This is a genomic window from Streptomyces sp. NPDC050508, from assembly GCF_040655155.1.
Lineage (GTDB): Bacteria > Actinomycetota > Actinomycetes > Streptomycetales > Streptomycetaceae > Streptomyces.
Genome location: NZ_JBFAJJ010000004.1, coordinates 26,431 through 41,699, shown reverse-complemented (window position 1 = coordinate 41,699; position 15,269 = coordinate 26,431). Strand labels below are relative to the sequence as shown.

Annotated in this window: 11 protein-coding genes; 7 read left to right on the top strand and 4 right to left on the bottom strand. The window is 70.1% G+C overall.

All coding sequences use genetic code 11. The annotated features are described in order from the left end of the window. Positions 1–160: 160 nt before the first annotated feature. From AB0I69_RS12645 to AB0I69_RS12635, 3 genes are all read right to left on the bottom strand, one after another. Positions 161–2,623, bottom strand: coding sequence for a SpoIIE family protein phosphatase (locus AB0I69_RS12645; RefSeq protein ID WP_363095615.1), 2,463 nt, complete (start codon positions 2,621–2,623; stop codon positions 161–163). Positions 2,624–2,771: 148 nt separating this feature from the next. Beyond that, complete coding sequence (locus AB0I69_RS12640) at positions 2,772–5,159, bottom strand: MFS transporter (RefSeq protein WP_363095614.1); 2,388 nt, start codon at positions 5,157–5,159, stop codon at positions 2,772–2,774. A 191-nt stretch (positions 5,160–5,350) separates the two neighbouring features. Continuing rightward, a complete protein-coding gene (locus tag AB0I69_RS12635; RefSeq protein ID WP_363095613.1) occupies positions 5,351–5,794 on the bottom strand; it encodes an SRPBCC family protein in 444 nt (147 codons plus the stop codon). A 168-nt stretch (positions 5,795–5,962) separates the two neighbouring features. On the opposite strand from AB0I69_RS12635, the gene AB0I69_RS12630 reads away from it, so the two are divergent. The 4 genes from AB0I69_RS12630 to AB0I69_RS12615 all read left to right on the top strand — a co-directional run bounded on the left by AB0I69_RS12630 (position 5,963) and on the right by AB0I69_RS12615 (position 9,800). Next, positions 5,963–7,009, top strand: a complete 1,047-nt coding sequence (locus AB0I69_RS12630) for an Rv2578c family radical SAM protein (RefSeq protein WP_363095612.1) — start codon at positions 5,963–5,965, stop codon at positions 7,007–7,009. Between the two features lie 139 nt (positions 7,010–7,148). Next, a complete protein-coding gene (locus AB0I69_RS12625; protein WP_363095611.1) occupies positions 7,149–8,729 on the top strand; it encodes an alpha/beta hydrolase in 1,581 nt (526 codons plus the stop codon). Positions 8,730–8,827: 98 nt separating this feature from the next. Beyond that, entirely contained in the window at positions 8,828–9,226 is a 399-nt protein-coding gene (locus tag AB0I69_RS12620; protein ID WP_363095610.1) for a RidA family protein, read from the top strand. 40 nt (positions 9,227–9,266) lie between these two features. Beyond that, positions 9,267–9,800, top strand: a complete 534-nt coding sequence (locus AB0I69_RS12615; RefSeq protein ID WP_363095609.1) for a GNAT family N-acetyltransferase — start codon at positions 9,267–9,269, stop codon at positions 9,798–9,800. Between the two features lie 21 nt (positions 9,801–9,821). Here AB0I69_RS12615 and AB0I69_RS12610 read toward each other — a convergent pair whose 3' ends face one another. Further along, positions 9,822–10,397 (bottom strand): adenylosuccinate lyase, encoded by a 576-nt coding sequence (locus AB0I69_RS12610; protein WP_363095608.1) that lies wholly within the window; start codon positions 10,395–10,397, stop codon positions 9,822–9,824. A gap of 319 nt (positions 10,398–10,716) precedes the next feature. Between AB0I69_RS12610 and AB0I69_RS12605 the strand changes: the two genes are divergently transcribed. From AB0I69_RS12605 to ccrA, 3 genes are all read left to right on the top strand, one after another. After that, positions 10,717–12,522 carry a 3-hydroxybutyryl-CoA dehydrogenase gene (locus tag AB0I69_RS12605; RefSeq protein WP_363095607.1) on the top strand — a complete coding sequence of 602 codons (1,806 nt, stop codon included), beginning with the start codon at positions 10,717–10,719 and terminating at the stop codon, positions 12,520–12,522. Between the two features lie 142 nt (positions 12,523–12,664). After that, complete coding sequence (locus AB0I69_RS12600; RefSeq protein ID WP_363095606.1) at positions 12,665–13,492, top strand: TetR family transcriptional regulator; 828 nt, start codon at positions 12,665–12,667, stop codon at positions 13,490–13,492. A 424-nt stretch (positions 13,493–13,916) separates the two neighbouring features. After that, positions 13,917–15,254 (top strand): crotonyl-CoA carboxylase/reductase, encoded by a 1,338-nt coding sequence (ccrA, locus tag AB0I69_RS12595; RefSeq protein ID WP_363096128.1) that lies wholly within the window; start codon positions 13,917–13,919, stop codon positions 15,252–15,254. Positions 15,255–15,269: the final 15 nt, after the last annotated feature.

Sequence of the window (15,269 nt, the reverse complement as noted above, 5' to 3'; positions counted from 1 at the left end):
CCAACTCCCCAGGATGCAAGGCCGTTCCGCCATAAGTGACGGGCCAGTACGGTCTATCGCGCCCCGGTCCTGCTCACAAGCACACGGCGCATTCCTTCACCGCTCATTCGACCCGTGTACGCCGTTGTGCGCCCCTTGTGCCCCGTCCATCGCGCCTGCTTCAGCGGCGCGGCAGGGTCAGTTCGAACCAGACGGTCTTGCCCGCTGTCGTACGGCTGGCGCCCCACTCGCGGGCGAGCATTCCGACCAGGTGCAGTCCACGTCCGAACTCGGCGTCGGGGCCCGCGCCGAGCAGGGTCGGCAGGGTGGGGTCGTCGTCGTCCACCTCGCACAGCAGTGTGTCGCCGCGCACCAGGCGGAGCTCGATCCGGCGGCCGTGGGAGTGCCGTACGGCGTTGGTGACCAGCTCGCCGGCCAACAGGGCGGCGTTGTCGGCGAGTTTGGCGAGGCCCCACTCGTGGAGCTGTTCCCGGACCACCGCGCGGGCCCGGCCGGCCTCGACGGGGTCGAGGGCGAGCCGCCATTCGGCGACGTCGTCCGGTTCGATGCCGTTGAGGCGGGCCATCAGGAGGGCGACGTCGTCCTTGCGCCCGCCGCGGATGTTCAGGGTGCGGATGATCGTGTCGCAGGCGTCGTCCATGGACGCGGCCGGATGCGCGGCCGACTCGCACAGGGTCGCCAGGCCTACGCCGATGTCCTCGCCGCGCACCTCGACCAGGCCGTCGGTGCACATCACGAGCCGGTCGCCGGGCTCCACGCGCACGCGTACCGCCTCGAAGGGCACCCCGCCGACGCCGATGGGCGCGCCCGTGGGCAGGTCGAGCAGTTCGCTGCGACCGTCTCCGGCGTGCACGATCACCGGCGGGATGTGGCCCGCGTTGGCGATGTGGAGTTCGCTGGCGATCGGGTCGTAGACGGCGTAAAGGCAGGTCGCGAGATACGAGTCGCCGAGGCGCTGGGCCAAGTCGTCGAGGTTGCGCAGGAGTTGGGCGGGCGGGAGGTCCATGGCGGCCATGGTCTGCACAGCGGTGCGCAACTGGCCCATCATGGCGGCCGAGTTGAGGCCGTGGCCCATGACGTCGCCGACGACGAGCGCGGTGCGGGCGCCGGGCAGTTTCACCGAGTCGAACCAGTCGCCGCCGACGCGTCCCAGCAGTGTGCCGGGCAGGTAGCGGGTGGCGATGTCGCAGCCCGCCATGCGCGGCGGGATGTGCGGCAGCATGCTGTCCTGGAGGGTCTCGGCGACGGACTCCTGGTAGGTGTACATGCGCGCGTTGTCGAGCACGAGGCCCGCGCGGGCGGCGAGTTCGGCGCCGGTGACGCGGTCCATGTCGTTGAACTCGACGCGCTCCGGGTGGCGCAGCAGGATCATGAAGCCGAGGACGACATTGCGTGCTTTGAGCGGGACGACCAGCATGGAGCGGCCGGTGATCAGCGGCCGGATGTCGCGCTTCTCGAACTGCGAGGCGATCATGTGCCCCATCTGCTCGCTGATGCGCGGCACGAGGACGGGTTCGCCGGTGGTCATGCACTGGAAGAACGGGGTGTGCGCCGGGAACGGCATGGCCTCGCCGACCGGTACGACGTCGTCCCAGCGGCCGGGTTCGTCGGTGTGCTCCAGGGCGACCCGGTGCCACATGGTGGTGGTGTCCGGCACGCCGTCCGGGAATCCCTCGCCGGCGACGACCTGTTCGCGGAGATAGGTGCCGGCGACGTCCGTGAACTTGGGTACGACGGCCTTGCTGACCTCGATGATGGTCTTGGCGAGGTCGAGCGAGGTGCCGATGCGTCCGCTGACCTCGTTGAGGAACTCCAACCGCTCGCGTACGGCGACGTATTCGAGGTCCTCGCCCTCGTCGGCGACCTCCTGGGGCACGGGCAGGCCGTCGGCGACCGCGAGGGCGGCCCGCTCGCGGCGTGCCTTGCGCTCGGCGCGGCGGGCGACACCCCAGTCGGGGGTCACCGGCACCCGCTCGTTCTGGCTGAACTCCAGGACGGGATAGCCCAGTTCGAGGACCTGCGCGACGATGCGGGCGCTCTCGTCGACGCTCATGCTGGGCAGGATCTCGGGGAGCCTGCGGGCGAGTTCGTCGGCGCCTGGGAAGTCGGTGTGCAGGGCGAAGTTGGGTGCTATGCGCTCCAGGGCACCGTCCGGATCAGGGAGGTCCTGGCTCAGCCCGCCCGCGTCGGCGGCGAGTACCAACAGCCGCTCCCGGCCGGGGCCGACCAGGGGGTATGCCCACCAGAGAACGTCCACCCGGTCGAGCTCGGGGACAGTGAGGCGGGCGCGTCCGGCTGCCGGGTAGGACAGCCGTCCGTCGAGCGAGGACTCCAGGTCGGGGCCGAGTCCGTCGTAGGCGGTGAACCCACCGTAGGGACTGGTCTCCTCGTCCTCGGGCAGGGCGCCGGAGACGGGGAGCAGGTCGACTGCCGCCTGGCCGATCGCCTCTTCCCTGGTGGCGCCGAACAGGCGCCGGGCGCCGCGGCTCCAGTGGGAGACGAGGCCGTCGCGGTCGATCAGGATCACAGCCAGCGGGATGCGGCCGGCCGCGGTGTGCTCGACCACCACGTCGTCCCCGGCCCCGCGGCCGGGAGGTGCCTCCCGCTCGATGCCACGGTCCATGACCCAGGCCCTCTCTCCCCACGGCTCCGGAAGATCTGTGCCGCCGTTCACTACGCTACGGGGGCGGCCGGTGGCGATGTGTGGCATTCCTCGAATTGGTTCCACCAATCGCACCGGCGCGCGCCTCCCCCGCGCCCTGGGGTGGGGTTCAGTCCTCGTGACCGAGTTGGAGATCGCGCTCGGTGCGTCCCCCGCCCGCCACTTGGAGCACGGTGGCCACGGGCGGGTACCCGGCGGCGATCACCGTGTACTCGCCGGAGGACAGGTCGACGAACCGGAAGGTGCCGTCCGGTCCGGTGGTGAGGGTGTCGACGACGTTGCCCGCCGCGTCGAGGAGCGTCACGCGCGCGTCCTCGACGGGCCGACCGCCGCTCGCCCTGACGGTGCCGCGCAGCACGGCGCCGCCGGCGAGTTCGACGTCCTGGCGGGTCTCGCGGGACGCCTGGACGCTGACGGGGAGCGCGGCGGGGCGGAACGCGGGCGCGCTGGCGGCGAGGGTGTACTCGCCGGCCACCAACTCGCTGATGACATAGCCGCCTTCACGCCCGCTGCGGGTACTGGCCACGACCTCGCCGTGCACGTTGGTGAGCGTCACTGCGGCCTCCCGCACCGGGGTGCCGTCCGCGGTGAGCACGCTCCCGGCGAGGCGTCCGGCGCCGCCGAGGACGACGTCCAGTTCGACGGGCCGCTCGCCGACGGTCACGGACACGGCCTGCGGCTGGTGCCCGCCCGCCGCCGCGATCAGGACGTACGCCCCGGAGCCGGGCGTCGACAGCGCGTACCGCCCGTCCGGGCCACTGGCGCCGCGCCCGATCTGTTGTCCGGAGACGTCGATGAGGGTGAGCGCGGCCCGGGGCACGACGGTCCCGTCGGGATGCTGCACCGTGCCGCAGACGGGGATGCCGGCGGCGTACGAACGGGCCTGCGGGATCGGGGAGTTGAGGGGCGCGGCCTCGGACGTCTCGGCGGGGGCGTTGTGGGACACCAGCGGTTTCTCCTTGAGGAAGAAGGCGATGAGCAGGCCGAGGGCGAGCACCGGCACGAGGTAGAGGAAGATCCGTGGCATGGCGTCGGCGTACGCCCGGATGTAGCCGTCGCGCAGCGCCGGGGGCAGCGAGTGGACGAGCTGCGGGGTGATGGACTCGGGGTCCGGGAGACCGGCCCCCGCGCGCGGGGGAACGCGGTCGCGCAGGGCGTCGGTGAGCCGGTCGGCGAACAGGGTGCCGAAGATCGCGGCGCCGACGCTGCCGCCGATCTGCCGGAAGTAGTTGTTGGCGCTGGTGGCGGTGCCGAGGTCGGCGGGCCGTACGGAGTTCTGCACGGCGAGGACGAGGACGGGCATCACCATGCCGATGCCGGCGCCGAGGACTGCCATCCAGAGGCTGTACTGCAGCCGGGACGTGTCGACTTCGAGCCGGGACAGCAGCCACATGCCGAGGGCGGCGAGGGCGCTGCCGAGGACGGGGTAGATCTTGTAGCGGCCGGTGTGGCTGATGAGTTGCCCGGAGATGATGGACGCGCCGACGATGCCGCCCATCATGGGGAGCATCAGCAGTCCCGACTCGGTGGCACTCGCGCCGTCGACCATCTGCAGGAAGGTCGGCAGATAGCTGGCGGCCCCGAACAGCGCGACCCCGATCACCAGGCCCACCAGGGCGGTGACGTTGAAGACGGCGTCCTTGAACAGCCGTAGCGGGATGAGGGGTTCGGGCGCGAAGCGCTCGGCGACGAGGAAGAGGACCGCGGCGGCCACGGCTCCCGCGCCGAGGCCGAGGATGACGTGCGATCCCCAGGCGTACTCGGTCCCGCCCCAACTGGTCAGCAGGACCAGACAGGTTGAGGCGGCGGCGAGCAGCAGCGCGCCGAGGATGTCGAGGCGTGCCTTCACGGTCGGCTTCGGCAGTTTCAGTACGACGGTGACGACGGCCAGGGTCACCACGCCGAAGGGCACGTTGATGTAGAAGCACCACCTCCAGGAGAGGTGGTCCGTGAAGTAGCCGCCGAGCAACGGGCCCGCGACGGAGGCGAGTCCGAAGGTGGCGCCGATCAGGCCCATGAACCGGCCGCGCTGCCGGGGCGGCACGATGTCCGCGATGATCGCCTGCACGCCGATCATTAGCCCGCCCGCGCCGATGCCCTGTACCGCGCGGAAGGCGATGAGTTGGTCCATGGACTGGGCGCGGCCCGCGAGCGCGGAGCCGATCACGAAGACACCGATCGCGAACTGGAACACGCTCTTGCGGCCCAGGAGGTCGCCGAGTTTGCCGTAGACCGGGAGTCCTACGGTGGAGGTGAGGAGGTAGGCGGTGATCGCCCAGGACATCTTGTCCAGGCCGTGCAGTTCACCGACGATCTTCGGGAGCGCGGTGGCGACGATCATCTGGTCGAGGGCGGCGAGGAGCAGCGCGAGCATCAGCCCGAGGAAGACCAACCGCACGCGGTGGGGGCCGAGTTCGACCTTCTCGACGGGCGCGGGGCCGGGTGTCTCCGGGGGTGCCGGGGCCTGTTCGTCCTGCACCAGAGTCGTCCCGCCCACGTACCGCTCCCCTCGTCGCGCCTGCCGCACAATTCCCGCTTTAGGCGACAACTACGAGCAAGCGTGACGAGTTACGGCGTACGCCCGGCTCGAAAGGAGATCCACTCGAACCGGTGAGGGGCGCGGCGTGGGCACCAACGCGCCCTGGGGAGTTGACCTTTGGGGCCGACTCCCCGCACGCCCCTCATGACCTACTTCTCGACCTCGGTGGCGAGCCTGTCCAGCACCAGGTCGTAGATCCGGCCGAGGCCCTTGGGGGCGAAGGTGCGCTCGAAGAAGCCGCCGATGCCGGTAGCACCGTTCCACGTGCTGGTCACGACGACGCGGGACTTGCCCTCGCCGGCCGGGGTGACCCGCCAGGTGGTGACCATGGTGGAGTTGCGGTCCTTCTCGACCAGTTCGCCGTCGGTGGGCTCGCCGACCTCCAGGAGGCAGTCGCGGACGCGCTTGCTGGTGGCCTGGAGCTTCCAGTGGACGAGGGTGCCCTCGCCGTCGCCGCCCTCGCGCACCTCGTACTCGCTGAACTGCTCGGGCAGCAGCTTCGCGCGCGTGCCGCTGTAGTCGGCGAGGGCGTCGAAGACAGCCTCCGCGTCGGCTGCGACGACCCGCTCGGTAGTCGCCTCGACCTGCGCCATCGGTTTCCTCCAGGACATGAGTTCTCGGGGTGGGGGCAAGCCAACCACCCCCGCACACGGCCACCCAAATCGGGGTGCCCCAGGGCGCCGGAAGCGACAGGGAATGGCACTTGCACAGTAATTCGAACAAGTGTTTCACTCGGAGGGCAGGCCTACTTAGGAGGCGTCATGCGCTGGGAGAACCTCACCGTCGAGTCCGGCGGTCACAGCCGGGCGGCCGACGCCGCGCTGTTCGGCGCGGACGCCGTGGTCAGCCGTACTTTCGACACGCCGGAGTTCCGCGGGATCACCTTCCACGAGGTGCGGGCCCGCTCGATCATCAACCGGGTGCCGGGGGCCTCCCGCATGCCCTTCGAGTGGACGGTCAACCCGTACCGGGGCTGCTCGCACGCGTGCGTGTACTGCTTCGCCCGCAAGTCGCACAGCTATCTGGACCTCGACACCGGCCTCGGCTTCGACTCGCAGATCGTGGTCAAGATGAACGCGCCGGACCTGCTGCGCCGCCAGCTCGGCTCACGGCGCTGGCTCGGCGAGCACATAGCGATGGGCACGAACGTCGACTGCTACCAGCGCGCGGAGGGCCGCTACCGCCTGATGCCGGGCATCCTGGGCGCCCTGCGCGACCACGCGAACCCCTTCTCGATCCTGACGAAGGGCACGCTGATCCTGCGCGACCTGGACCTCCTCGTGCAGGCCTCCGAGGTCACGGACGTCGGCATCTCGGTCTCCGTCGGCTTCACCGACCCGACGCTGTGGCGCACGGTGGAGCCGGGCACGCCCTCGCCGGAGCGGCGCCTTGACGCCGTACGGACACTGACCGGGCACGGTATCGACGTCGGGGTCCTGATGGCCCCGGTGATCCCCTTCCTGAGCGACCACCCGGGCCAACTGCGCGCCACCGTAAGGGCGATAGCGGCCTCCGGGGCCAGCTCGGTGACTCCCCTGGTGCTGCATCTGCGGCCCGGTGCCCGCGAGTGGTTCATGGCCTGGCTCGGGCAGCACCACCCGCATCTGGTGCGCCGTTACGAGCGGCTGTACGCGGAGGGCGCGTACGCCCCGAAGTGGTACCAGCGCCGGATCACCCGTCAGGTCCACGACCTGGCGCAGGAGTACGGCATCGGTCCCGCGCGCGCGGGCATGCCGCGCCGGCTTCCCGAACCGGCGGAGCAGGTCGACGCTCCGGTGACCGGGCCGACGCAGCTCTCGCTGATCTGAGGGCGTTCGAGCGCATCCGGCGGCCCAATTGGGTCAAGTATCGACTGAACAGGTTCTTCCACCCCGAGTTTTCGGGACTATGCGCCGAGGACGGACCGCGAAACCCGCTGTCCGCCGCCTCTCCGTCCTGGGAGGACGTATGAGAAAACGCGCAGCCGTACTGTGCGGTGCCGCCGTCGTCGTGGCCGGGACGGTCACCGCCCTCCCCGCCGACGCGAGCACCGCGCACCCCACGACCGGCGTCCAGGTGGCGAAGCTCACCTGGAAGAAGTGCGCCACCACCGACTATCCGACGCTGCAGTGCTCAAGCGTCAAGGTGCCTCTCGACCACGCGAACCCGCACGGCAAACAGATCACGCTCGCCCTGTCCCGCGTCCCGCACACCGCGAAGACGTACCAGGGCCCGCTGCTGGTCAACCCCGGCGGCCCCGGCGGCAGCGGGCTGACGCTCGCGGGCTTCGTCGCGTCCTCGCTGCCCAAGGCGGTGGCGTCCCAGTACGACGTCATCGGCTTCGACCCGCGCGGCGTCGGCAAGAGCACACCCGCCCTGGACTGCAAGCCCGGTCACTTCAACCCGGTCCGCCCCGACTCGGTGCCGAGCACCCCGGCGCTGGAGAAGGCCAACCTCACGCGCGCGAAGGCGTTCGCGGCCGCCTGCGGCAAGAAGTACGCGAGCGTGCTGCCGTACATCAACACGATCAGTGCCGTGCAGGACATGGACTCGATCCGGCAGGCGCTCGGCGCGAAGAAGATCAACTACTTCGGCTACTCGTACGGCACCTACCTGGGCGCCGTGTACGCGAAGCTCTACCCGGAGCGCGTGCGCCGCCTGGTCCTCGACTCCATCGTCGATCCCACCGGTGTCTGGTACGACGACAACCTCGGGCAGGACTACGCCTTCAACGACCGCCAGCAGGCGCTCATGGCGTGGATCGCGAAGTACGACTCCACGTACAAGCTCGGCACCGACCCGGCCAAGATCGAGGCCAAGTGGTACGCGATGCGGAAGGCGCTGGCCAAGAAGCCGGCGGGCGGGAAGGTGGGGGCCTCCGAGCTGGAGGACACCTTCATCCCCGGCGGGTACTACAACGGCTACTGGCCCTACCTCGCCGAGGCGTTCGCCGCCTACGTGAACGACAAGAACGCCGATCCGTTGGTCGAGACGTACGAGAACTTCGCCGCGATCGACGCCTCCGGGGACAACGGGTACAGCGTCTACACGTCGGTGCAGTGCCGTGACGCGTCCTGGCCGCGCGACTGGAACCAGTGGCGCAAGGACAACTGGGCGGCCTACGACAAGGCGCCGTTCATGGTCTGGAACAACGCCTGGTACAACGCGCCGTGCGCCTTCTGGCCGACGAAGTCCCAGCAGCCGATCAACATCGCCAACGGCAAGCTGCCGCCGGTCCTGCTGTTCCAGGCGACGAACGACGCGGCGACCCCGTACGAGGGCGGCGCGACGGTCCATCAGCTCCTGGCCGACTCCAGTTTCGTGGTCGAGCAGGGCGGCGGGAACCACGGGATCACGCTGAGCGGGAACGCCTGCCTGGACAAGTACCTGGCGACGTATCTGACCGACGGCAAGGTGCCGCGCAGTGGCGGCGAGGTCGACGCGGTGTGCCAGAAGACGCCGGACCCGAAGCCACTGACCACGGCGAAGGCGGCGACGAGCACGGCACACGGTTCGACACTGCACGGCCTGCTGGGCTTCCGCGGCTGAGCACGGCTGAGCCTGGCTGAGTACTGCCCACCGTCCCCGTCGGTCCGCCGGGGGCGGTGGGCATCCTCGTTGTCAGACCCATGGTCCACCATGGACGCATGAGTGAACTGACGAGGATTCCCGCCCCCGACGGCGTCGCCCCCGCGACGGCCTACACGCACGTCGTAATGGGCACCGGCCGCTTCGTCGCGATCTCGGGCCAACTCGCCCTGGACGAGGACGGCAAACTCGTCGGCGAGGGCGACGCGACGGCCCAGGCCCACCAGGTCTTCGAGAACCTCCGCCGCTGCCTGGCCGCCGCCGGCGCCACATTCGACGACGTGATCAAACTGACCTTCTTCGTCACGGACATGGCCCACATGCCGGCCATCCGCACGGCCCGCACAACACACATACCCGACGACCGACTCCCTGCCGCGTCGGCTGTACAAGTCGCCGCGCTGGTACGGCCGGAGTTCCTGATGGAGATCGAGGCGTTCGCGGTGGTCACCGAATAATCGGAAGCGGGCTCGGTCGGCACCTCCCTAGGGTGCCGCCATGGACGACGCCGATCCCCTCCAGATCCGCCCGATGACCCTCGCCGACTGCGACCGCGTCTCCGAAATCCGCGTCCTGGGCTGGCAGTTCGCGTACCGGGGGCTCATGCCGCAGCCCTTCCTCGACGCGCTCAGCCCTACGGCCGACGCCGAGCGCCGCCGGGCCCGCTTCGCCCAGGGCGACGACAGTGTGGTGAACCTGGTCGCCTCGCTGGGCGGCGAGGTCGTCGGCTGGGCCGCCCACGGCCCGTACCGCGACGGCGAAGTCCGCACCGAGGACGCCGAGTTGTACGCCATCTACCTCGACCCACGGCACCTGAGCACCGGCGTCGGCCGGGCCCTCGTGCAGGAGTCCCTACGGCAGTGCGCGGGCCGCGGCCACGACCGCGTCTACCTCTGGGTCGTCCGGGGCAACGCCCGCGCCCGCCGCTTCTACGAGCGCGCGGGCTTCCGGGCGGACGGCACGGAGGAGCCGTACGAGGTGGAGGGGGTCGCGGTGCCCGAGGTGCGGTACGTCAAGGAATTGAGGGGCTGAGCGCCGCACCGGGCCAACGGCTCACCGCTGCCGCGGAATCCGCCCCAGCGCGTGCACCGCCGCCTCCGCCAGCGCCGGGTGGGCCAGCGCGTCGTTCAGTACCGGTCTGGCGCGCGGGTCGGCCAGTTCGCCCAGGCCCTCCACGCAGGCCAGGGCCACGCGGCGGTACGGGTCGTGGGGGCGGAGGCGTCGCTCCAGGGTGGTGATGAGTGCGGGGACGGATTCGGGGGCGCGCAGGTCGGCCAGGAGCCGGACGGGGTGCAGGGCGTAGGCGACGCGGAGTTCGTTGGTGGCGAGGGCGGCCGCGGCGCGGGCGGTGCGGGGATCGTCCAGGCGGGCCAAGGCGTACGCGGCGGAGGCACAGCGCTGTGCCTCGCGGTGGTTGAGGAGGAGGACGAGGGACTCGAAGGCACGCCGGTCGCCGGCGAGGCCGAGGCGGAACGCGGCCAACTCCCTTGCCCACAGCGGATGGCCGGGGGCGGTGAGCACATCCGCCAGTTCGTCGAGGTCACCGGTCGCCACGAGTCGCTCGTACGGCACCGCCCCTCCCGACTCCTGCCGTAAGCGCTCCGTGAGTGATCGCAACTCTTCGTCCATGAAGCCGAGCCTATGGGGGTCACAGGAAACCCGGGACCTACATCACAAACTCGGGGGCTGGCGCGCTCGTTACTCACCGGTTAAGCTCAGGTGAGCGAGTTACCCACTCGCGTATCTCCTTGCGGTGGCCTGGTGACGCAGCCGCCGTGAGTGCAGTCGGTTCGGTACCTCGTGTACCGCAGTACGACCAGGCTTGGGACAGGGCCGGTCGGAACTCTCTCTTCCCGCCGGGCGTGTGCGCTCGTTGCCCGGCATCACCCGCAGCATCACTCGCACTCCGTGCGCTCCCAGTCGTCACCCTCATTCCAGGAGTCCCGCGATGGCAGCTCCCCTGTCCGACGCTCCCCTGTCCCCGTTCAAGACCATTGCCGTCGTCGGTCTCGGCACGATGGGCACCGGTATCACCGAGGTTCTCGCCCGGGCCGGCCGCGAGGTCGTCGGCATCGACGTCAGTGAGGCCGCGACCGCCCATGCCGTCGCCGCCCTGGAGACCGCGACCGCCCGCGCCGTGCAGCGCGGCCGGCTGACCGAGCAGGAGCGCACCGACGCCCTGGCCCGCGTCCGCACCTCCACCGACCTGAGCGCCGCGGCCGACGCCGACCTGGTCATCGAGGTGGCCCCGGAGTCGTACGAGATCAAGCACCAGATCTTCCGCGAGCTGGACGGGATCGTGCGCCCCGACACCATCCTCGCGACCGGCACGAACGCTCTCTCGGTGACCCGGCTGGCCGCCGACTCCGCGCGGCCGGAGCGGGTGCTCGGGCTGCACTTCTTCAACCCGGCGCCGGCGATGAAGCTGGTCGAGGTGGTCTCCTCGGTGCTGACCGCGCCCGCCGCCGTCGCCGCCGTCACCGAGCTGGCGATCGAGCTGGGCAAGGAGCCCGTCGCGGTCGGCGACCGGCCCGGATTCGTCGCCGACGGGCTGCTGTTCGGCTACCTCAACCAGGCGGCCTCGATGTACGAGGCGAAGTACGCCTCCCGCGAGGACATCGACGCGGCGATGCGGCTCGGCTGCGGGCTCCCCATGGGCCCGCTCGCGCTCCTCGACCTGATCGGCATCGACACCGCGCGCACGGTCCTGGAGGCGATGTACTCCGAGTCCCACGACCGCCTGCACGCCCCCGCGCCGATCCTGAAGCAGCTCAGCGAGGCGGGCCTGACCGGCCGTAAGACGGGCCGCGGCTTCTACTCGTACGAGACTCCCGGCAGCGCGACCGTCGTGCGGGATGCCCTGACTCCGCCGGAGGGCGCGCAGCTCACCCCGGGCCGTACCGTGCGCTCGGTCGGGGTCGCCGGTTCCGGGACCATGGCGTCCGGTATCGCCGAGGTCTTCGCCAAGGCCGGGTACGAGGTCGTGCTCGCCGCCCGCAGCGAGGAGAAGGCTCAGTTCGCCAAGTCCCGTATCGGCAAGTCGCTTTCACGTTCTGTCGACCGGGGGCGGATGACCGCCGAGGCCGCCGCCGAGACCCTGGACCGGATCACCGCGGCGGGTTCCTACGACTCCTTCGCGGACGTCGACCTGGCCGTCGAGGCGGTCGCCGAGGACCTGGAGATCAAGCAGCAGCTGTTCGCGACGCTGGACAAGGTGTGCAAGCCGGGCGCGGTCCTGGCCACCACGACCTCGTCGCTGCCGGTCGTCGCGTGCGCCCGCGCCACCTCACGTCCGCAGGACGTGATCGGCATGCACTTCTTCAACCCCGCACCGGCGATGAAGCTGGTCGAGGTCGTCCGTACAGTGTTGACGGATGTTGACGTCCAATCAACAGTTCACGAGGTGTGCGTCAAGATCAAGAAGCATGCAGTTGATTGTGGCGACCGAGCTGGATTCATCGTCAATGCACTGCTTTTCCCGTACCTCAACAACGCGATCAAGATGGTGCAGGAGCACTATGCATCTCTTGACGACATCGACGCGGCGATGAAGCTGGGCGGCGGCTACCCGATGGGCCCCTTCGAGCTGTTGGACGTCGTCGGGCTCGATGTGTCCCTGGCGATCGAGAAGGTCCTGCACCGCGAGTTCCGCGACCCGGGGCTTGCTCCGGCGCCGCTTCTGGAGCACCTGGTGGCCGCGGGCTGCCTCGGCCGCAAGACGGGCCGCGGCTTCCGCGAATATGCCCGCCGCTGAGGGTTCCGGCGACCGGTTCGGCGTCGACGGGGACTGGGGCGGGCTGCTCGACCCGGGCAGCTCCGCCCCGCCCGCACGGCTCGGTGGGCCCCCGTCCCCGGCGGGCGGGGGAAACCCCCGACGTGCGCGCCAAGCTGCGCACATGCAGTACGTTCGGGTCATGCCCCAGCCCGCCAAGGCCTCACGTACACCAGCCACGCCCGACGCACCGGAGAGTGCCGCGGGCAGCCGCGCCGCCGCGCAGCGCCTCAAGATGCGGCGCGAACTGGCGGCGGCCGCGATGGAGCTGTTCGCGACCAAGGGGTACGAGGCGACCACCGTCGACGAGATCGCCGCCGCGGCCGGGGTCGCGCGCCGGACCTTCTTCCGCCACTTCCGTTCCAAGGAAGAGGCGATCTTCCCGGATCACGACGACACGTTGATCCGCGCCGAGGCGGTACTGAATGCCGCCCCCGCGCACGAGCACCCGCTCGACACGGTGTGCCGGGGCATCAAGGAAGTCATGCGCATGTACGCGGCCCAGCCGGAGATCTCGGTCGCCCGCTACAAGCTGACGCGCGAGGTGCCCACCCTGCGCGAGGCCGAGATCGCGTCGGTGGCCCGCTACGAGCGGCTGTTCACGCGCTACCTCCTGGGCCACTTCGACGAGCACGCGCACGACGACGACGCCAACGACGACCCGCTGCTCGCCGAGGTGGCCGCCTCGGCCGTGGTCACCGCCCACAACCACGTGCTGCGGCGCTGGCTGCGGGCCGGTGGCCAGGGCGACGTCGAGGCACAGCTCGACCACGCCTTCGGGATCGTACGGAAGACGTTCGGCACCGGCATCGGCGCCGGCCGCACCACGACCCCCAAGCCGGCCACCGCGGCGGTGCACCAGCACGGCGAGGTCCTGGTGACGGTCGCCCGCACCGACGCCCCGCTGGACGAGGTCATGCGGACCATCGAGGAAGCGCTGAGGGACCGCTGACCTGCCCCGCACTGTGTGATGACGGCCACCCCACGGGGTGGCCGTTTTGGCATGTCAGAGCCCCTTTTCACGCACCTTTCCGACCCCGTTCGATCGATCATCGCTCATTTGTTACGTAAAGATTTCACCTGAGAGCGATTCATGGCACTCGGTGCCTTGCGGGGTGACACGCAGTGTCATACGTTGAAGATGTCCGGGCGGCCGGCGTGCAGAGACCTTTCGTACGTCGGCTGTCCCCGCAACCCACCACTGGGCTGCGCGCCCGGACGCCTGCGTCACAGGCAACCTCCCGCGCCACAAAGCGCTGCCGAAGCACCACCCGCCGAACCGACGGCACCTCAGCACCCACCCTCAGCAGCAGCACCGACGTAACCCTCAGCGCCCCTCCCTCAAGGGGCTCTTCGCCGGAGGCAACACCGTGACCGTGAAGGACATCCTCGAAGCGATCCAGTCGCCGGACTCGACTCCGGCGGACTTCGCCGCCCTGCCGCTCCCCGAGTCGTACCGTGCGATCACCGTGCACAAGGACGAGACGGACATGTTCGCGGGCCTCACCACCCGCGACAAGGACCCCCGCAAGTCGATCCACCTGGACGACGTCCCGGTGCCCGAACTCGGCCCGGGTGAGGCCCTGGTGGCCGTGATGGCCTCCTCGGTCAACTACAACTCCGTGTGGACGTCGATCTTCGAGCCGATGGCGACCTTCGGCTTCCTGGAGCGCTACGGCAAGCTCAGCGAGCTCACCAAGCGGCACGACCTGCCGTACCACATCATCGGTTCCGACCTCGCGGGCGTCGTCCTGCGCACCGGCCCGGGCGTGAACGCCTGGAAGCCCGGTGACGAGGTCGTCGCGCACTGCCTGAGCGTGGAGCTGGAGTCGAGCGACGGGCACAACGACACGATGCTCGACCCCGAGCAGCGCATCTGGGGCTTCGAGACCAACTTCGGCGGGCTGGCGGAGATCGCACTCGTCAAGTCCAACCAGCTGATGCCCAAGCCGGGCCACTTGTCGTGGGAGGAGGCCGCCGCCCCGGGGCTGGTGAACTCCACCGCCTACCGGCAGCTGGTCTCCCGCAACGGCGCCGGCATGAAGCAGGGCGACAACGTGCTGATCTGGGGTGCGAGCGGCGGACTCGGCTCGTACGCCACACAGTTCGCGCTCGCGGGCGGCGCCAACCCGATCTGTGTCGTGTCCTCGCCCCAGAAGGCGGACATCTGCCGGGCGATGGGCGCCGAGGCGATCATCGACCGCACCGCCGAGGACTACAAGTTCTGGGCCGACGAGCACAACCAGGACCCGCGCGAGTGGAAGCGGTTCGGCAAGCGGATCCGTGAACTCACCGGCGGCGAGGACGTGGACATCGTCTTCGAGCACCCGGGCCGCGAGACCTTCGGCGCAAGCGTTTACGTCACCCGCAAGGGCGGCACGATCGTCACCTGCGCGTCGACCTCCGGGTACAACCACGAGTACGACAACCGCTACCTGTGGATGTCCCTGAAGAAGATCGTGGGCTCGCACTTCGCCAACTACCGCGAGGCCTGGGAGGCCAACCGGCTGGTCGCGAAGGGCAAGATCCACCCGACGCTCTCCCGCGTGTACTCCCTGGAGGAGACCGGGCAGGCCGCCTACGACGTCCACCGCAACCTCCACCAGGGCAAGGTCGGCGTCCTGTGCCTCGCCCCCGAGGAGGGCCTGGGCGTCCGCGACGAGGAACTGCGCGACAAGCACATCGACGCGATCAACCGCTTCCGGAACATCTGAGGGCCGAGGTCCAGT